The organism is Pseudomonas sp. XWY-1, assembly GCF_002953115.1.
GTDB classification, from domain to species: Bacteria; Pseudomonadota; Gammaproteobacteria; order Pseudomonadales; family Pseudomonadaceae; genus Aquipseudomonas; species Aquipseudomonas alloputida.
The window spans coordinates 1,111,274-1,130,625 of record NZ_CP026332.1; the positions used below are offsets into that span (position 1 = coordinate 1,111,274).

The following is a 19,352-nucleotide window of genomic DNA, read 5'->3' on the forward strand; positions in this document are numbered from 1 at the left end:
GTGCGGCCGGGCGTAATGGTCGTTAGTAGTCGATCGGGTCGCGCACGATAGGGCAGGTCATGCAGTGGCCGCCGCCACGGCCCCGGCCCAGTTCGCCGGCGCTGATGGTGATGACCTCGATGCCAGCCTTGCGCAGCAGGGTGTTGGTGTAGGTGTTGCGGTCGTAGCCAATGACCACGCCCGGCTCGATGGCCACCACGTTGTTACCGTCATCCCACTGCTCGCGCTCGGCGGCGAAGCTGTTGCCGCCGGTCTCGACCACGCGCAGCTGCACGCCCAGTTGCTCGCCCACCACCTCGATGAACGACTTGTTGATGCGGCGTACATCCATTCCGTAAGGCTTGCTTTCGTCCGGGCGGATGATGAATGGCACAATCTCTTTCACCACTTCCGGGAAGACCGTGACCAGGTCGCGATCGCAGAAGCTGAAGACAGTGTCCAGGTGCATGGCGGCGCGGGACTTTGGCAGGCCGGCGACGATCACTTCCTTGACGGCGCCCTTGGCGAACAGGTTTTGCGCGAGCTGGCCGATGGCCTGGCGTGAGGTGCGCTCACCCATGCCGATGAGCACGATGCCATTGCCGATCGGCATCACATCACCGCCTTCGAGCGTGGCATTGCCATGGTCCTTGTCCGGGTCGCCATACCACACCTGGAAGTCGGCCTCGGTGAACTCCTTGTGGAACTTGTAGATGGCGGTGGTCAACAGGGTTTCCTGGCGACGCGCCGGCCAGTACATCGGGTTCAACGTCACGCCGCCGTAGATCCAGCAGGTGGTGTCGCGCGTGAACTGGGTGTTGGGCAGTGGTGGCAGGATGAAGCTGGAGTGGCCCAGGTAGTCGTTGTACATCTTCACGACTTCGGCGCCTTCGCTCTGCGGCAGGTCCTGGCCCGCCACGCCGCCGATCAGGAATTCGGCCAGGTGGCGTGGCTCCAGGCCTTCGAGCCAGCTGCGTACTTCGTTGGTCAGGCCTACGCCGACGGTGTCAGGGGTGATCTTGCGGTCGAGGATCCACTTGAGCGCCTCTTTGTTCTGCACGATATCGGTCAGCAGGTTGTGCATCTCCAGCACATCCACGCCACGCTCGCGCATCTTGGTGACGAAGTCGAAATGGTCACGCTTGGCCTGGTCGACCCAGATCACATCGTCGAACAGCAGTTCGTCACAGTTGCTCGGCGTCAGGCGCTTGTGCGCCAGGCCCGGGGCGCAAACCATCACTTTGCGCAGTTTGCCGGCTTCGGAGTGGACACCGTACTTCTGTTTTTCAGCGGACATGGTTTCATTCCTCCAATTGAGCGAAGACGTGGGTCAAAGGGTCAGGAAGCCGTCATACAGGCCAAAGGCTGCCACCAGGGCGCCAATGACCACGGCTGCGAAGATCAGTTTTTCCACGTTGGTGAAGACCGGTTGGCCCACCTCACGCTTGGCCTTGGCGAACAGGATCGCGCCAGGTGCGTAGAGCAGGGCCGAGAGCAGCAGGTATTTCACGCCGCCGGCGTACAGCAACCAGACGGCGTACAGCAGGGCGATACCACCGATGATCAGGTCCTTCTTGCGTTCGGCCAGGGCTTGCTCGTAGGTTTCGCTGCGCAGTGCCAGCAGGAACGCATAGGCTGCCGACCACAGGTAGGGCACCAGGATCATCGAGGTGGCCAGGTAGATCAGGGACAGGTAGGTGCTGTTCGAGAACAGCGTGATGACCAGAAAGATCTGCACCATGGCGTTGGTCAGCCACAGGGCGTTGGCCGGTACCTGTTTGGCGTTCTCGCGGCGCAGGAACTCCGGCATGGTGTGGTCCTTGGCTGCGGCGAACATGATCTCGGCGCACAGCAGCACCCACGACAGCAGCGCCCCGAGCAGCGAGATGACCAGGCCGACGCTGATCAGCACCGCCCCCCAGTGGCCGACCACATGTTCCAGCACCGCAGCCATCGACGGGTTCTGCAGCTTGGCCAGTTCCGGTTGAGTCATGATGCCCAGCGACAGCACGTTGACCAACACCAGGAACAGCAGCACGGTCACGAAGCCGATCACCGTTGCCTTGCCCACGTCGGTGCGTTTTTCCGCCCGCGCCGAGAAGATGCTCGCGCCCTCGATGCCGATGAACACCCACACGGTGACCAGCATCATGTTGCGCACCTGGTTCATGACACTGCCAAGCTCTGGCGTGCCCATGGCCCAGATATCGGCGGTGAAGATGTCGAGCCTGAAGGCGAACAGGCAGATCAGGGCGAACAGCACCAGCGGCACCACTTTGGCCACAGTGGTGACCAGGTTGATGAAGGCGGCTTCCTTGATGCCGCGCAGTACCAGGAAGTGCACCGCCCACAACAGGATCGACGCGCCAATGATGGCGGCTGGGGTGTTGCCTTCACCGAAGATCGGGAAGAAGTAGCCCAGGGTGCTGAACAGCAGCACGAAGTAGCCGACGTTGCCCAGCCAGGCACTGATCCAGTAGCCCCAGGCCGAGGAAAAGCCCATGTAGTCGCCGAAACCAGCCTTGGCGTAGGCATACACCCCGCCATCCAGGTCAGGCTTGCGGTTGGCCAGGGTCTGGAACACGAAGGCCAGGGTCAGCATGCCGACTGCGGTGATCGCCCAGCCGATCAGGACGGCCCCAACTCCTGCGCTGGCGGCCATGTTTTGCGGCAGCGAGAAGATACCACCGCCAATCATCGAGCCGACGACAAGTGCAACTAACGCGCCGAGCTTTAGTTTTCCGGATGAATCAGACATTTAACAACTCCTGCCAGGAGAAAGTTGACGACAGAATAGATCCGACGCCTTTGCCTTGACCTGACTTGCGTCAGTTTAAGGCGACGTGAAGGTAGGAAATTTCCTTCACGGGTGCTCCTGGAGAGTGCCGACAGCTTGAGCTGCAGGCCTTGCGTACTGGCACCTCCATGTCCTTCTAGAGCAAACGCTCTGTTCAGCCTGCGATGCTTGAAACTAGCTGCTTTTGCCGCTTTCGCAAATTTTCCACAAGAATTTCGAGTTTTATCCGTTTCTTTTCTAGTTGCCGGACTGCTGCTAGTTTTGAGAGAGCAGGCACATAGACAAAGCAGTTATGAGTGATATAGGTTGAACGCACAGCTTTAGTATAAGTAACGATATTCATATAGCCCGCAAGGCTGTTTCAAACGCATGACAGGGCTCGAAGAAAGGGAGGCTCATGAGCGAACCGGGACAGAAGCTGCGCCTGGGCGCGCTGATCGCGCTGGTGGTCGGGTCGATGATTGGCGGCGGTATTTTCTCTCTGCCGCAGAACATGGCCGCGCGTGCTGATGTGGGCGCAGTGCTGATCGGCTGGGGGATCACCGCGGTCGGCATGTTGGCCCTGGCCTTCGTGTTCCAGACCCTGGCCAACCGCAAGCCGGAACTGGACTCGGGGGTATATGCCTACGCCAAGGCCGGCTTTGGCGAGTACATGGGCTTTTCCTCGGCCTGGGGCTACTGGATCAGCGCCTGGCTGGGCAACGTCGGCTACTTCGTGCTGCTGTTCAGCACCCTGGGCTTCTACTTCCCGGTGTTCGGCGAAGGCAACACACCCATCGCCATCGGTTGTGCATCGCTGCTGCTGTGGTCGGTACATTTTCTGGTGCTGCGCGGTATCAAGGAGGCGGCCTTCATCAACCAGGTCACCACCGTCGCCAAAGTGGTGCCTTTGCTGATTTTCGTGGTGATCGCTGCATTTGCCTTCCGCGCCGACATCTTCACCCGGGATATCTGGGGCTTGAGCAACCCACAATTCGGCAGCGTGCTGGAGCAGGTGCGCAACATGATGCTGGTGACCGTATTCGTGTTCATCGGCATCGAGGGCGCCAGTGTGTATTCCGGGCGCGCCCAGCGTCGGTCAGACGTTGGGAAGGCCACGGTCATCGGTTTTCTGGGTGTGCTGGCGCTGCTGGTGCTGGTCAACGTGTTGTCGCTGGGCATCATGACCCAACCGGAACTGGCCGGGCTGCAGAACCCCTCGCTGGCCTCGGTGCTGGAGCATATCGTCGGCCCCTGGGGCGCCTTGCTGATCAGCCTCGGCCTGGCGGTCTCGCTGCTTGGCGCCTTGCTTTCATGGGCGCTGCTGTGTGCCGAAATCCTTTACGCCACGGCGCGGGACAAGACCATGCCGCGCTTTCTGGCCAAGGAAAACGCCAACCATGTGCCGGCTAACGCCCTGTGGCTGACCAACTGCATGATTCAGGGTTTCCTGCTGATTACGCTGTTCTCCGCCGGTACGTACACCAGTCTGATCTACCTGGCCTCCTCAATGATCCTGGTGCCCTACCTGTGGTCTGCGGCCTATGCCGTGCTGCTGGCGATTCGCGCAGAAACCTATGCCGGGCAGCCGAGGTTGCGGCGCAAGGACTTGCTGGTGGCGCTGGTTGCCCTGCTGTATGCCGTGTGGCTGCTGTATGCCGGCGGGCTCAAGTACCTGCTGCTTTCGGCGCTGCTGTACGCCCCCGGCGTCATCTTGTTCGCGAGGGCCAAGCATGAGCAGGGGCAGACGTTGTTCACAGCCTGGGAAAAGCTGATTTTCGCCGCCGTGCTGGTGGGTGCCGCGCTGGCGGCCTACGCCTTGTATTCAGGGCTGCTGAGCTTGTGACGGGGCAGGGCAGGCGTGTTCCGGGCGTGACCAGATCCACAGGTTGCCCAGGGTCATGCCGGCGATTGCCAGGAACACCGGCCAGTGGTGTTCCAGAAAGGTCAGCATCAGGCCCGCGCACAGCAGCATGCTGATGGTTGCGCTGACCTTGGCCCGGCGCTGGATCACCTTGCCGTTGCGCCAGTTATGCAGAATTGGCCCGAACAAACGGTGGTTCTCCAGCCATGCCGACAGGCGCGGTGAGCTGCGTGTGGCGGCCCAGGCGGCCAGCAGGATGAACTCGGTGGTCGGCAAGCCAGGAATCACAATGGCGACCAGGCCCACCCCGAGGCTCACGTAAGCCAGGATTCCATACAACAGGCGGGCGAGTTTCGAGCGGGCTGGTAGGGTCATGTTCTCACTGCAAAAAACGGTTCGGCCACCGGAGGGGTGGCCGGCTACGGCGTATCAGACCAGCGCGGCATCCGCAGCGTAGGCGTGCTTGAGCAACTGGGTGAAGCGTTCGAAGGCGGCCACTGCACCGCGTTCGGCAGCCGCTTCCTCTTCAGGCGAGAGCGCCAGGCCATCGAGGATGCGGGTGAACTGCTTCCAGCCTTCGGCACGGCCACCGGCGGGCTCCCCCAGATGACGGGCGCCGAAGCTGTCGGACAGTTCCAGGGCCACGGCACGCTTGATCAGAAACGCAGCGCCCAGTTTGGAGCCTTCGGAGACGAAGATCCAGCCCATTGCCTCGCCCAGGCTCGGCTTGCCCACGGCACCCGGTACGGCGGCCGGTATTTCGGTGTCGAGGTCGGCGAGGTCCAGGCGGGCCTGCTCGGCACGGCAGCGCTCAGCCAGATCAGGGACGATGGCGATCAGCTGAGGGTCGTTGTACAGGGCCTGCAGCTCGGACTGGAACAGGTACTGCGCGACGACGAAGCGGGCGAAGCTTTCGCGGCTGTCGAAAGGCGCGTGGGATTTGACCAGGGCATCCAGTTCGGCGTGCGGGGCGTGGGTGATCTGGTTCAGGCGCTGGGAGCGCAGGGCTGGGCGGTCGGTCATGGGGGAGTCCTTGGAAAGAGGGCGTCTAGATACAAGACGAAACAGCGGGAGCGGGACAGTAAAAAAAGGTTCTTCACGGAATCCCGGGAAAGACAGAAACAAGAACGCCGGTTTGATGGATGATGTTCGTGCGAGCAAACACATCAACAAACCGGCGTTCTTGTGCACGATATTAATACGTTTCTGCCCTTTTGGGAGGGCTTTTCTGTCATTGCCATCAGGCCTGACGGCGACGATCTGCTGATCGACCTGATTCCGCAGCCCACTAGGTTCCCCACCTGCAGCGGCTGCCATCAGCCCAGCACCGCCATCCACGAATACTGCCAGCGTTCGATCCGTGATCTCCCCATTCTTGGCCATGCGGTACGGTTGAATGTGGAACTGCGGCGCGTTGGGTGTCGCGCATGCGGCAAGCGGATGGAGTCAGTCAGCTGGCTTGATCGCTATTCGCGTATGACCCAGCGCTTGGCCGAGGCCGTGATCCAGGCTTGCCAGCGGCTGCCTACCCTGCACGTCGCTGAGCTGTTTGACTTGCATTGGGACAGTGTGCGCTTGCTGGAGCGACGAGCTCTACAAGCCGCTCTAGAGAAGCTACCAAAGGCCCAGCCCAGGCGCCTGGTGATGGACGAGTTCGCCCTGTTCAAAGGCCATCGCTACGCCAGCGTGGTGCTGGACGCCGATACCCGCCGGGTTCTGTGGATTGGCGAAGGACGTAGCAGAGCGGCTGTCAGGCCCTTCTTTGAGGAGTTGGGGCCAGAAGGCTGTGCGCGGATCGAAGCAGTGGCGATGGACATGAACACCGCATTTGACCTGGAGGTACGCCAACACTGCCCTCAGGCACGCGTGGTCTACGACCTGTTTCATGTAGTCGCCAAGTATGGGCGCGAGGTGATTGACCGGGTACGGGTCGACGAAGCCAACCGTCTGCGCCATGACAAACCCGCGCGCAGGGTGATCAAGCAAGCACGCTGGCTACTGCTGCGTAATCCGGAAAATCTCAAGCGAAAAGATCAACAGGTGCACCTGAGGGATCTGCTGTCGGCTAACCAATCGCTGATGACGGTTTATCTGATGAAAGCAGAGTTAAAAGCGCTGTGGTCGCCCACCACCGCCTGGGGTTGGCGATCAGCCTGGAAGCAGTGGCTGCGTCTGGCTGATGAAAGCGCGATACCGGCACTGAAGCAGTTTGCTAAACGCCTGAAGGGATACTGGCGCGGCATCTTGAGCAGGGTGCGATGGCCGATGCATACGGGCCAGCTGGAAGGCATCAACAACCGGATCAAGGTGATCAAGCGGATGGCTTACGGTTACCGGGACAGCGAATTCTTTTTCATGAAGATCAAGAATGACTTTCCCGGCAATCCGTGAAGAACCTAAAAAAAGCCGGTATTTGTGTTGCCAGTACCGGCCTCTTCGCGGGTTTACCCGCAAAGAGGCCGGTACAGACGTAACGCCTCAGATATCCCAAACCACATTGATACCGAAGTTGCGCCCCGGCATGGTCAGGCGGTCGATGTTGGCTGGCTGGGTCACAGCCGCCTCACCCTGGCCGTCGTAGCTGCGCACCGAATCCCACTGCCAGTACTTCTTGTCGGTAAGGTTGTACAGCCCGGCGTTGATGGTGACGTCGTCGGTGACCTTGTAGTAGCCGGTCAGGTCCAGCACACCGTAGCCCGGGGTGCGGAACTTCGAGGTAGAACCGTCAGGCGAATAAAAGGTGCTGTCGTCGACACGGGTCTTGCGCTTGACCAGCGTCCAGCTCAGCAAGCCACCGTAGTTCTGCTGCTCGTAGCCCAGGCCGAATACGCCCTTGAGCGGGTTGACACTGTTCAGCGGTTGACCGGTGTCATCGTTACGACCATAGGTGTAGGCAATCGAGGTTTGGGTATAGAGACCCTGCGGTGCGCCGAAGTGGTCGAGGTTCAGGCGGCCCTTGAATTCGGCACCCTTGATGGTGGCGTGCTTGATGTTGTTGGCCTGGAAGGTCTGTTCCAGGTTGGCGCTTTGCACGGCATCTTCGTCGATGAAATCACGGTACTTGTTGTAGAACACTGCCACGTCGAAGTTGCCGGCGTCGAAGTTGCCACGCAGGCCGGTTTCGTAGCTTTTGCTCTTTTCAGGCTCAAGGTTCGGGTTGCCCTCCACGCGGTAGCCTTGGTCCAGGTTCTGGAAGCGGCCATACATGGCTTTGGCGGTCGGCGTGCGGAAGCCCTCTGCATACTGGCCGTACCAGGTGTAATTGTCGTTGAAGGCGTAAGTCAGGCCGAACTTGGGCGAGACGCGGTGCCACTTCTTGTCCGAATCGTCCTGGGCGGTAGGCGCCGTACCGCTGGACTCCAGACCACGCAGGAATTCCTCGGTGAATTTGGGTTCCATGCGGGTGTAGTCGTAGCGCGCGCCGGGCATGAAGGTCCAGTTGTTCCAGCGGATTTCATCCTGCGCGAACAGGCTGTAGGTATTCACGGTCGGGTCCGGGAAGTCGCTGACCAAGGCCTGCCCGTCACGCGCGCTGTCCTGTCCGATGGCTGTACAGGTACCACCGATGTTCAGGCAAGTGCCGGTGCCGCTACGTGAACCCGTGACTTTCTCCTGTTTGAGTGTGGTGCCGTAGGTAAACAGGTGGTCGGTTTGGCCAATGCTGAAGGCCTTGTCCAATTGGGCGTCGAATACCCACTGGCGATCCTTGTAGGTAGTCTGCCGGTCCCGAAACACTTGGCGTCCCGAGGCGACATACAGCTCATCGGTACGTTGGTCGGTCTTCGCGATCTGGTAGTTGAGGCTCCATTTGACGTGATCCGCGACCACGCTATCGAGGTCGAATTCATGATTGAGGCCGAAGCGTTCACGGGTGATCGTGTCGTTGCCTTGGCGCATGCGGTACGAGTTCATGCCACCGAAGCCCGGAATGAACGGCCCACCCACCGCGCTGAGGATGTTCTGGTCGCGGTCATCCTTGTAGCGCTCGTAGGTGAACCCCAGGCGCGCGTCGTCGGCGTAGTTCCAGCCCAGCTTGGCCAGCACGTTGGTGGTGCGCGCATCCATCGGGTTGGCTTCGGTGCGCGACAGGCCGTCGCCACTGTGGCTGCCGTGGGTTTCGGTCTCGTGGCCGTTGCGCTGGCTCAGGTGCAGTAGGCCGTCGAAGTCACCCTGGCGGCCGGCGACGGTGGCGGAGGTCAGCCAGCTTTCGTCGGCCGAGCTGTAGCCGGTTTTCAGGCGTGCCCCCACATCCTTACCGGGCTTGATGATGTCGTCCGGATCGAGGGTGAAGTAGCTCACCGCACCGCCGATGGCGTTGCTGCCATACAACACCGAGGCCGGGCCGCGGAGGATTTCCACACGCTTGACGATTTCCGGGTCGACATAGTTGCGCTGGGTCTGGGCGTAGGGGCCGTAGAAGAAGCTGTCGGGGATCGACACGCCGTCGACTTGGGTGAGGATCCGCTCGCCGTCGATACCACGGATGTTGTAGCCGTTCAGCCCGCTGCGCTGGCCGGTTCCGGATACCGAAACCCCCGGCTCGTAGCGCACCAGATCCTGGATATTGTTCACGTTCTGCCGGTCCAGTTGCTCACGGGTCTGCACGCTGACAGTGCTCGGCACCTGGCTGACGTCCTGTGCGCTGCGGGTGGCGCTGACGGTCACCTGCTGCAGGGCGATCACGTTGCTTGCGGTTTGGCGCTCCAGTACCACATTGCCGTTGCTGATCTTGCGAAAACTCAGCCCGGTACCCCGCAACAGGCGCTTGAGGGCAGCATCTGGCGGCAGCGAACCCTGTACGCCTGGCGAAGCCACGCCGTCGGCCAGCTCGGCGCTGAAGCCGACCTGCCAGCCGGTGACCTGGCTGAAGGCGTTGATCGCCGACACCAGCGGCTGCTGGCCGATGCTGAAGCGGTAGTCGCCCATGCGCGGGCTGCTGGCCTGGGCCGGCTCGGCGGCCAGCGCCGGCAGGCTGCAGGCACCGCTGGCGAGCAGGGCAAGGGTCAACAGGGACAGTTGTCCTGTACGGCGGGGAAGGTTGGACGAGCGGGTAGGACCAGTGGACATCGGAAGCGCTCCCAGACGCGCGGGCTGTTATAGGTGATGGCTGTTCTCGTTCTCAAACAAGAATCAGTTGCATTGGCTATAACGAGACGGGCGGGCGAGTGCGATCGCGTAAAAATAATTCAGGGGTCAGTTCAGGATGACCAGCGCCGGGTACTCATGCAGTTGTGCCGAGGTGATGTGGGCCAGTGCGCGCAGGGTTTCCAGTGGCTGGTCGAGGCGGTAGTTACCGGTGACGGCAACGTGCTCCAACTGCGCATTGCGGTTGATGATCCAGCCCGGGTAGTAGCGCTGCACTTCGGCCAGCACCTGGCTCAACGGGCAGTTCTCGAACACCAGGCGGCCGTCGATCCAGGCCAGGTCCTTGTGCATGTCGGGGCGCTGGCGCTGGCCAAAGCCCTGGGGGCCGACGCTGATGCTGTCGCCGGCACTCAGGCGGATGCGCTGGTCGCGCTCCCCCTGCAGGTCGACATCGCCGCGTTGCACCCGTACCTGGGCCTCGCCGTCAAGGTAGCGCACGGCAAAGTCGGTGTCGCGCACCTGTGCGCGCAACGGCCCGGCTTCCACCTCCAGCGGCAGCTGCGCGCCCTCGGGGACCTGGAAGTAAGCCTCGCCCTGTAGCAGGCGGGCGACCTGGCGGCCGTCCTGGCGTTCGCTGGCGAATGCCGAATTGGTGTTGAGCAGCACTTTTGCGCCGTCTTCCAGTTGCAGGCGCTGGCGCTCGCCGACCACCGTAAGGTGGTCGGCCTGCAGGCGCATGGGCAGGTTACCGACGGTGAACAGCCCGACCAGCAGCAGCGCTGCGGTGGCCAGGGGTTTCCAGTGACTGCGCAGGCGCCCGCGCCATGAGCGGCGTTGCTGCTGGTGCATGTGCGTGGCCACCTTGTGCAACGGCGTACCGTTCCACAGCGCCTCGGCTTCGACATAGGCCTCGGCGTTTTCCGGCGCGGCGCTCAGCCAGGCTTCAAAGGCCTGGGTGTCTGCGGCATCTGCGCATTGCAGGCGCACCAGCCAGTCCAGCGCCTCGTCCATGGCACGAGCACGGGCATCAGGCCTGGCAGGTGACGGGCGAGGGGCAGGGCTGTCGGTCACGGTGAATCCTTGAATGGTTTTTTTGCGAATGATCAAGGCTAAGGCGGGGTGTGGCAAGGGCTTTGCGTTGCCGTTCGCCTGGGGTCAGCTTACTTGAGTCGTTCGGCAACACCCATGCAGATTGCCATGATCAGTTTCAGTTCCTTTTGTACCGTGCTGGGCGAAACACTCAGTTGTTCGGCGATTTCCAGATAGGTGGCGCCATGCAGGCGGCTGAGGATGAAAATGCGTTGTTGGCGTTCGCTCAGTTGATTGAGGCTGACGCTGAGGTGCTTGAGCAACTGCTCGGCGTGGGCGGCATCCTCGCTGCTGGTGGCGGGCGCGGCGACACTGTGCAGCACTTCGTCGGGCACGTCGTCGACCAGCATGCGTGCCTGCACCCGGCGTGCACGCAGGTGGTCCAGCGCCAGGTTGCGCGCGGTCTGAAACACGAACGGCTCGATGTGCTCGATGGGCCGCTCGCCCAGCGCGCGGGACACCCGCAGGTAGGTTTCCTGCAGCAGGTCTTCGGCCGTGCTGGGGTTACCGACCATGCGTTGCAGGGTACGCAGCAGGGTGAGGCGCTGAACGAGGAAGACGGAATTGAACCGGGACTGACTCACGGGGGGACCTGGCCGACGAAAGGTTAATGATAATGCTTATCATCCGTGCGGCAGGTCAAGTGTGGAATTATCAGGAAAAGGTAAAGATTGTAGTCGCTGGATGTCGTTTGCTTTTTTTTGGAGCAACTGTCTTGCTCAATTTCCAAAAGCTGGCGCGATCCCTGTGGGAGCGTCAGCCAGCCCGGTGCAGCGCCAGGCAGTTGTCCAGCATCCGGTTGCTGAACCCCCACTCGTTGTCATACCAGGCCAGCACCTTGAGCATCCGCCCGTTGGCCCGGGTATGGTTGGCATCGAAGATCGACGACAGCGGGTTGTGGTTGAAATCGCAGGAAACCAATGGCAGGGCGTTGTAGCCCAATACCTTGGAATGCTTGCTGGCCTCGAGGAACAGCTGGTTGACCTGCTCGGCCGTGGCCTCGCGCTTGAGGTTGACGGTGAGGTCCACCAACGACACGTTGATGACGGGCACCCGCACCGCCATGCCGGTCAGCTTGCCGGCCAGCTCCGGCAGCACCAGGCCCACGGCCTCGGCGGCACCGGTCTTGCTCGGGATCATCGACTGGGTGGCTGAACGCGCGCGGTACGGGTCGCTGTGGTAAACGTCAGTCAGTACCTGGTCGTTGGTGTAGGCGTGGATGGTGGTCATCAGGCCTTGCTCGATGCCGAACTCCCGGTGCAGCACCTGGGCGATCGGCGCCAGGCAGTTGGTGGTGCAGGAGGCATTGGAAATGACCTGGTGCGAGGCACGCAGGATGTCGTGGTTGACCCCGTACACCACAGTGGCATCGGCACCCTTGGCCGGAGCCGAGACAATCACCTTGCCCGCCCCGGCGGCCAGGTGCGCAGCGGCTTTGGCGCGGTCGGTGAACAGCCCGGTGCACTCGAACACCACGTCGATCGCCTCGGCCTTCCAGGGCAGTTCGGCCGGATTGCGAATGGCACTGACCGCGATACGGTCACCGTTGACCGTCAGGCTTTCGTGGTCGGCCTCGACGGTCGCGTCGAAGGTGCCGTGGACACTGTCGTACTTGAGCAGGTGGGCATTCATGGTGCTGTCGCCCAGGTCGTTGATGGCGACGACCTGCAGGTCCTGGCGGTAGCCTTGGGTATACAGTGCGCGCAGGACATTGCGCCCGATTCGGCCGAATCCATTGATGGCGATGCGAAGGGTCATGGCAGTACCTCTGGCAGTTCGAGTGAAACCTGTGGCACAAAGGAGCTTCACTGAAACGGTTTTGTTGTTGGAATTACAAGATTATTCACTGGCTGATAGAAAACAAGCCTTTTTAGTGGCAGTATTTTGTTTAAATATACAACGAGTGGTTGGGCGTCGTGCCTCCACCGATGCAGCGGGCTCCTAACCATGAGCCTAGGCCGCAATCGTTTGGAGGGGAAATGCCCGGTAAACCGCCCTTACAATTAGCCTGGAGTCCAGTACATGCATCCGCGCATCCTTGAGGTCACCCAGCGGCTGGTCGAACGCAGCCGCGCCACCCGCGAACGCTACCTGCAACTGATTCGCGGCGCGGCCAGTGAAGGCCCCATGCGTGCCAGCCTGCAGTGCGCCAACTTCGCCCACGGCGTGGCCGGTTGCGGCAGCGAAGACAAGCAGACTCTGCGCCTGATGAACGCGGCCAACGTGGCCATCGTCTCGGCCTACAACGACATGTTGTCTGCCCACCAGCCTTACTTGCACTTCCCCGAGCAGATCAAGCAGGCCCTGCGCGAGGTCGGTTCGGTCGGCCAGTTCGCCGGTGGCGTGCCGGCCATGTGCGACGGGGTGACCCAGGGCGAGCCGGGCATGGAGCTGGCGATCGCCAGCCGTGAAGTGATCGCGATGTCCACGGCGGTAGCGCTGTCGCACAACATGTTCGACGCGGCACTCATGCTGGGCATCTGCGACAAGATCGTCCCCGGCCTGATGATGGGCGCGTTGCGCTTCGGCCACCTGCCGACCATCTTCGTCCCGGGTGGGCCAATGGTTTCCGGCATCTCCAACAAGCAGAAGGCCGATGTGCGCCAGCGCTATGCCGAAGGCAAGGCCAGCCGCGAAGAGCTGTTGGAGTCCGAGATGAATTCCTACCACAGCCCCGGCACCTGCACCTTCTACGGCACCGCCAACACCAACCAGTTGGTGATGGAAGTGATGGGGCTGCACCTGCCGGGCGCCTCGTTCGTCAACCCGTACACGCCGCTGCGTGACGCACTCACCGCCGAGGCTGCGCAGCAGGTGACACGCATGACCAAGGCCAGTGGCAGCTTCATGCCGCTGGGCGAAATCGTCGACGAGAAGGCGCTGGTCAACTCCATCGTCGCGCTGCACGCTACCGGCGGCTCGACCAACCACACCCTGCACATCCCGGCGATCGCCCAGGCTGCGGGTATCCAGCTGACCTGGCAGGACATGGCCGACCTCTCCGAAGTGGTGCCGACCCTGTCGCACGTCTACCCCAACGGCAAGGCCGACATCAACCACTTCCAGGCTGCCGGCGGCATGGCCTTCCTGATTCGTGAACTGCTCGACGCCGGCCTGCTGCACGAAGATGTCAACACCGTGGCCGGCCATGGCCTGCGCCGCTACACCCAGGAACCCTTCCTCGACAATGGCAAGCTGGTGTGGCGCGAAGGGCCGCAACACAGCCTGGACGAAAGCATCCTGCGCCCGGTGTCGCGACCATTCTCGGCCGAAGGCGGCCTGCGGGTGATGGAGGGCAACCTGGGCCGTGGCGTGATGAAAGTCTCTGCCGTCGCCCCCGAGCACCAGGTGGTCGAGGCCCCGGCGCGGGTGTTCCAGGACCAGCAGTCGCTGGCCGACGCGTTCAAGGCCGGTGAGCTGGAACGTGACTTTGTCGCGGTGGTGCGCTTCCAGGGCCCGCGTTGCAATGGCATGCCGGAACTGCACAAGCTCACCCCGTTCCTCGGTGTATTGCAGGACCGTGGCTACAAGGTTGCGCTGGTCACCGACGGGCGCATGTCCGGTGCCTCGGGCAAGATCCCGGCGGCCATCCACGTTTGCCCGGAGGCTTACGACGGCGGCCCGCTGGCGCGGGTGCGCGATGGTGATATCGTGCGGGTCGACGGAGTCGAAGGCACGTTGCGGATCATGGTGTCGGCCGAAGAACTGGCCAGCCGTGAGCTGCCGCCGGCACCCCAGGGCAACGACCTCGGTTGTGGGCGCGAGCTGTTCGGCTTCATGCGCATGGCGTTCAGCCCGGCAGAGCAGGGCGCCAGTGCCTTTACCTCGGCCCTGGAGCACCTCAAATGAAGCACCTGCTGGTTGGTGATATTGGCGGCACCAATGCCCGTTTTGCGTTGTGGCGTGACAACCAGCTGCATGAAGTAAATGTTTTCGCCACCGCGGACTACACCAACCCCGAGCAGGCCATCGAGGCCTACCTGGAAAGCCAAGGTATCGCCCGCGGTGGTCTGGCGGCGGTGTGCCTGGCGGTGGCCGGCCCGGTCGATGGCGATGAATTCCGCTTCACCAACAACCACTGGCGCCTGAGTCGCACGGCATTTTGCAAGACCTTGCAGGTCGAGCGACTGTTGCTGATCAATGATTTCACCGCAATGGCGCTGGGCATGACGCGTCTGCGCGAAGGCGAGTTCCGCGAGGTGTGCCCCGGCCAGGCCGACCCCTCGAGGCCGGCATTGGTGATCGGGCCAGGTACTGGCCTGGGTGTGGGCTCGTTGCTGCGTCTGGGCGAACAGCACTGGAAGGCCCTGCCGGGTGAAGGCGGACATGTTGACCTGCCGGTAGGCAATGCTCGCGAAGCGGCAATCCACCAGCAGATCCACAGTCAGATCGGCCATGTCAGCGCCGAGGCCGTGCTCAGTGGGGGTGGCCTGGTGCGGCTGTACCAGGCGATCTGTGCGCTGGACGGCGACACGCCCAGGCACAAGACCCCGGCGCATATCACCGATGCCGCACTGGGCGGTGAGCCTCGTGCGCTGGCGGTGGTCGAGCAATTCTGTCGTTTCCTTGGGCGAGTGGCGGGTAACAATGTGCTGACGCTGGGCGCGCGAGGCGGGGTCTATATTGTGGGCGGTGTGATTCCGCGCTTTGCCGAGCTGTTCCTGCGTAGCGGGTTTGCTGCGAGTTTTGCCGACAAGGGGTGTATGAGTGGCTATTTCACCGGGGTTCCGGTGTGGCTGGTGACGGCGGAATATTCCGGGTTGGAGGGGGCAGGGGTAGCGTTGCAGCAGGCGTTGGATCACTGAGGGGGCCGCTTTGCGGCCCCGATGGCAATACCCGACAGCAGGCAAAAAGACCTGTAATCAACAAGAGGAAGGACCACCTTGAGCACTGCCGGCAAATCGATCCTGATGGTCGACGACGACCAGGAAATTCGTGAACTGCTGCAAACCTACCTGAGCCGCTCCGGCTTCCAGGTGCATGCCGAGGCTGACGGCAAGGGCTTTCGCCACGCGCTGGAAACCACGCCCTGCGACCTGGTCATTCTTGACGTCATGTTGCCCGACGAGGACGGCTTCAGCTTGTGCCGCTGGGTACGCCAGCACCCACGCCAGGCGCGCGTACCTATCATCATGCTCACCGCCAGTTCGGACGAGGCCGACCGGGTCATCGGCCTGGAGCTGGGCGCTGACGACTATCTGGGCAAGCCGTTCAGCCCCCGCGAACTGCAAGCGCGAATCAAGGCTTTGTTGCGCCGCACCGAGTTCGGCCAGACGGCGCCGGGCAGCGCCGTGCTGGCTTTCGACGACTGGCGCCTGGACACGGTCAGCCACCGCCTGTTCCACCGTGATGGAGAGGAGGTGATTCTCTCCGGCGCCGACTTTGCCCTGCTCAAACTGTTCCTCGATCACCCGCAGCAAATCCTCGACCGCGACACCATCGGCAACGCCACCCGTGGTCGCGAACCGATGCCGTTGGACCGTATCGTCGACATGGCGGTCAGCCGTCTGCGCCAGCGCCTGCGCGATACCGACAAACCTCCCCGGCTGATCCGCACCGTGCGAGGCAGTGGCTACTTGTTGGCGGCGCATGTCTGCTGTGCGCCCTGAGCGGCGCTGGCGCCTGCTGCCGCGCTCCTTGCTGGGGCGCATGCTGTTGCTGACCTTGCTGGTTGTCCTGCTGGCCCAGGGGTTGTCCAGCATCATCTGGGTGTCCCAGCTGCGCGCCAGCCAGCTTCAGGGGCTGCGTGCCAGCGCCAGCAGCCTGGCCCATTCCATGAGTGCCAGCGTCAGTTACTTCCGCTCGCTGCCGGTGGCCTATCGGCCGCTGGTGCTCGACCAATTGCGCAGCATGGGCGGCACGCGTTTCTTCGTGTCGCTTAACGCCACGCCGCTGGACATGCAGGCACTGCCCGTCACCCCTCGCAAGCAGGCGGTGATCGATGTGTTCCAGCAGGTGCTGCACGAGCGCCTGGGTTCGCAGATGGAAATTTCCGTGGAGTTTGTCGGGCCTGACGACCTGCGCATCTTCAACAGCGGCCTCAAACTCGACGAACTGCCGCGCTCATGGGCCCATTATTCGCTGACCCTGGAACCGCTGAAACCCCCGGTACTGGTCACGCAGATCCGCTTGGGCGAGGGCGAATGGTTGTACATCGCCTCGCTGTTGCCCGAACCGTACACGGGGCTGGAAGCCGAACGCCTGCCGCGCCAGCAGATCGGCTTCATCGTGCTGACCACGGCCTTGCTGTTGCTGTTCATCGGCTTGCTGGTGCATTGGCAAAGCTGGCCACTGAAGCGCCTGGCGCGGGCCGCCCGAGAGATGTCGCTGGGTGCCGATGTGGCGCCAGTGGCTGAAGCTGGCGGCAGTGAAGTGGTCGAGGTGAGCCGGGCATTCAACAGCATGCGCGAGCGTATCAGCCGTTACCTGACCGAACGCAGCCAGCTGTTCAGCGCCATTTCCCACGACCTGCGCACGCCGATCACCCGCCTGCGCCTGCGTGTCGAACTGCTGGAGGACGAGCGCCTGCAGGCCAAGTTCAGCCAGGACCTGGACGAACTGGAGTTGCTGGTCAAAGGCGCGTTGCAGTGCGTAAAGGACACCGACATCCACGAAAACATCGAGCCGGTCGACCTTAACCAGGTGCTGGAGATTCTGGCCGAGCCTTACCTGGGCGATGGTCGCATCACCGTCGAGGGCCAGGCGCTGGCGCCTTACCCGGGCAAGCCGCTGGCGTTGCGTCGCTGCATCGGCAACCTGATCGACAACGCCATCAAGTACGGCGAACGGGCGCGGCTGCGCATCATCGACGGGGCAGAGGGCTTTGTGCTGCAGGTGGATGACCAGGGGCCCGGGGTGCCGCAACAGCAGCTGGAACAGGTGTTCGAGCCGCATTTCCGGCTGGCCGGGCAGCAGCAGGGGTATGGGCTGGGGTTGGGCATTGCGCGCAACATCGCCCATAGCCATGGGGGCGAGGTGAGCTTGCTGAACCTGCGGGAGGGCGGGCTGCGGGTGACCCTGTATTTGCCGCGGGGTATGGATTGAGTTTTTGGGGTGCCTGTGCGGGCCTCTTCGCGGGTGAACCCGCTCCTGCAACGACCGAGTCAGGTTTGCGTCGTAGGAGCGGGTTCACCCGCGAAGAGGCCCGCACAGGCACCCAAAATGTCACTGCCCGGTGACAATCCCGCCGTCCTTCGTGACATCCGCCATGACCCCGCTGGCTAGAATTCGCAAACGACTGGCAAGGATCAAGCTGGCCCATGACCCCCCTCAACCTGTCCGTTAACAGCTGGCTCAATGCCCCGGCCCACACCGCCTGGCGCCTGGCTGAAGCACAGCGCCTGCTGGCCTTTGCCAAGGCCGCGAAACTACCCGACGGTTTCGGTAACCTGGATGCCAATGGGCAACTCGCCCCCGGTGCCCGTGCCGAAACCATCAACACCGCCCGCATGACCCATTGCTTTGCCCTGGCCCACCTGCAGGGCATCCCCGGTAGCCTGGCCTATGCCGAGCACGGTGTGGCAGCACTGCGCGGTGCCATGCAGGATGCCACCCACGGCGGTTGGTTCGCCCATCCTGGCGGCCACGACGATAGCGGCAAGGCGGCGTACCTGCATGCCTTCGTCGCGCTGGCCGCCAGCTCGGCGGTGGTGGCCGGCGCTGTCGACGCCAATACGCTATTGGCAGACGCAATCCAGGTGATCGAAGCGCATTTCTGGAGCGAAGAAGAAGGTGCCCTGCGGGAAACCTTCTCCCGCGCCTGGCAGCTCCCCGAGCAGTACCGGGGCGCCAACAGCAACATGCACGCGACCGAGGCCTTCCTGGCGTTGGCAGACGTCACCGGCAACGGCCTGTGGCTGCAACGTGCCTTGCGTATCGCCGAACGCATCATCCATACCCATGCCGCCGCCAACGGCTATCGGGTGATCGAACATTTCGATGCCCATTGGCAGCCGCTGCCGGATTACAACCTCGAACACCCCGCCGACCCCTTCCGGCCTTATGGCACTACACCCGGGCATGCCCTGGAGTGGGCGCGGTTGCTGTTGCACCTGGAAGCCAGCCTTGAACGGGCCGGCCTGTACGCCCCGCAATGGCTGCCGGACAGTGCCCGCGCATTGTTCGACACAGCCTGCCAACAGGCCTGGAACGTCGATGGCGAACCGGGTTTCGTCTATACGCTGGACTGGGCTGATCGCCCGGTGGTGCATGCACGATTGCACTGGGTGCACGCTGAGGCTTGCGCGGCTGCGGCAGCCCTGTTGCAACGCACCGGCGAGGCGCATTACGAACAGTGGTACCGCTGCTGCTGGGGCTTTATCGCCAACCATTTCATCGACCCCATTGGCGGCAGCTGGCACCACGAACTCGATGCGCACAACCAGCCGGCCGGGTCCCTCTGGCCGGGCAAGCCCGACCTCTATCACGCCTACCAGGCGCTGCTGCTGCCAGGTTTGCCCCTGGCACCCAGCCTGGCCAGCAACCTGGCCGGCAATGTAACCAAACGATGACATTCACGCATCGCTTCGTTACCTGACGAGGCGGGCACGCTGTTTAGAC

General features: G+C 62.6%; 15 protein-coding genes. 7 read left to right on the plus strand and 8 right to left on the minus strand.

Annotated features, from left to right (window positions below; genetic code table 11):
- Positions 1–22: 22 nt before the first annotated feature.
- Together arcA and arcD (PRJ_RS05305) are read right to left on the minus strand one after the other, a co-directional pair.
- Positions 23–1,276: an arginine deiminase gene (gene arcA, locus PRJ_RS05300; protein WP_021781892.1), complete on the minus strand. Its 1,254-nt coding sequence runs from the start codon at positions 1,274–1,276 to the stop codon at positions 23–25.
- Positions 1,277–1,309: 33 nt separating this feature from the next.
- Positions 1,310–2,737 carry an arginine-ornithine antiporter gene (gene arcD, locus PRJ_RS05305; protein ID WP_020189897.1) on the minus strand — a complete coding sequence of 476 codons (1,428 nt, stop codon included), beginning with the start codon at positions 2,735–2,737 and terminating at the stop codon, positions 1,310–1,312.
- 436 nt (positions 2,738–3,173) lie between these two features.
- On the opposite strand from arcD (PRJ_RS05305), the gene arcD (PRJ_RS05315) reads away from it, so the two are divergent.
- Positions 3,174–4,601: an arginine-ornithine antiporter gene (gene arcD, locus PRJ_RS05315; RefSeq protein ID WP_104960868.1), complete on the plus strand. Its 1,428-nt coding sequence runs from the start codon at positions 3,174–3,176 to the stop codon at positions 4,599–4,601.
- Here arcD (PRJ_RS05315) and PRJ_RS05320 read toward each other — a convergent pair.
- Together PRJ_RS05320 and PRJ_RS05325 are read right to left on the minus strand one after the other, a co-directional pair.
- Positions 4,581–4,994 carry a YbaN family protein gene (locus PRJ_RS05320; RefSeq protein WP_020189896.1) on the minus strand — a complete coding sequence of 138 codons (414 nt, stop codon included), beginning with the start codon at positions 4,992–4,994 and terminating at the stop codon, positions 4,581–4,583. The genes arcD (PRJ_RS05315) and PRJ_RS05320 overlap by 21 nt on opposite strands.
- 54 nt (positions 4,995–5,048) lie before the next feature.
- Positions 5,049–5,642: a biliverdin-producing heme oxygenase gene (locus tag PRJ_RS05325; protein WP_104960869.1), complete on the minus strand. Its 594-nt coding sequence runs from the start codon at positions 5,640–5,642 to the stop codon at positions 5,049–5,051.
- A gap of 162 nt (positions 5,643–5,804) precedes the next feature.
- Between PRJ_RS05325 and PRJ_RS05330 the strand changes: the two genes are divergently transcribed.
- On the plus strand, positions 5,805–7,010 hold the full coding sequence (locus PRJ_RS05330) for an ISL3 family transposase (RefSeq protein ID WP_104960601.1): 1,206 nt from the start codon (positions 5,805–5,807) through the stop codon (positions 7,008–7,010).
- An 87-nt stretch (positions 7,011–7,097) separates the two neighbouring features.
- On the opposite strand, the gene PRJ_RS05335 is transcribed toward PRJ_RS05330, so the two are convergent.
- The 4 genes from PRJ_RS05335 to gap form a co-directional block, all read right to left on the minus strand.
- Positions 7,098–9,686 (minus strand): TonB-dependent receptor, encoded by a 2,589-nt coding sequence (locus PRJ_RS05335; RefSeq protein ID WP_019438107.1) that lies wholly within the window; start codon positions 9,684–9,686, stop codon positions 7,098–7,100.
- Between the two features lie 126 nt (positions 9,687–9,812).
- Positions 9,813–10,775 (minus strand): FecR domain-containing protein, encoded by a 963-nt coding sequence (locus PRJ_RS05340; protein ID WP_041166852.1) that lies wholly within the window; start codon positions 10,773–10,775, stop codon positions 9,813–9,815.
- Between the two features lie 89 nt (positions 10,776–10,864).
- Positions 10,865–11,377, minus strand: coding sequence for an RNA polymerase sigma factor (locus tag PRJ_RS05345; RefSeq protein WP_003255059.1), 513 nt, complete (start codon positions 11,375–11,377; stop codon positions 10,865–10,867).
- Positions 11,378–11,549: 172 nt separating this feature from the next.
- A complete protein-coding gene (gene gap / locus PRJ_RS05350; protein WP_014589858.1) occupies positions 11,550–12,551 on the minus strand; it encodes a type I glyceraldehyde-3-phosphate dehydrogenase in 1,002 nt (333 codons plus the stop codon).
- A 264-nt stretch (positions 12,552–12,815) separates the two neighbouring features.
- On the opposite strand from gap, the gene edd reads away from it, so the two are divergent.
- The 5 genes from edd to PRJ_RS05375 all read left to right on the plus strand — a co-directional run bounded on the left by edd (position 12,816) and on the right by PRJ_RS05375 (position 19,303).
- Positions 12,816–14,642: a phosphogluconate dehydratase gene (gene edd, locus PRJ_RS05355; RefSeq protein WP_003255057.1), complete on the plus strand. Its 1,827-nt coding sequence runs from the start codon at positions 12,816–12,818 to the stop codon at positions 14,640–14,642.
- Positions 14,639–15,598: a glucokinase gene (locus PRJ_RS05360; RefSeq protein WP_104960870.1), complete on the plus strand. Its 960-nt coding sequence runs from the start codon at positions 14,639–14,641 to the stop codon at positions 15,596–15,598. The genes edd and PRJ_RS05360 overlap by 4 nt, the downstream gene beginning before the upstream one ends.
- 78 nt (positions 15,599–15,676) lie before the next feature.
- A complete protein-coding gene (gene gltR, locus PRJ_RS05365) occupies positions 15,677–16,402 on the plus strand; it encodes a two-component system response regulator GltR (RefSeq protein WP_014589861.1) in 726 nt (241 codons plus the stop codon).
- Positions 16,383–17,837 (plus strand): ATP-binding protein, encoded by a 1,455-nt coding sequence (locus PRJ_RS05370; RefSeq protein ID WP_010952195.1) that lies wholly within the window; start codon positions 16,383–16,385, stop codon positions 17,835–17,837. Before gltR ends, PRJ_RS05370 begins: the two co-directional genes overlap by 20 nt.
- Positions 17,838–18,052: 215 nt before the next feature.
- On the plus strand, positions 18,053–19,303 hold the full coding sequence (locus PRJ_RS05375) for an AGE family epimerase/isomerase (protein ID WP_104960871.1): 1,251 nt from the start codon (positions 18,053–18,055) through the stop codon (positions 19,301–19,303).
- Positions 19,304–19,352 lie beyond the last annotated feature (49 nt).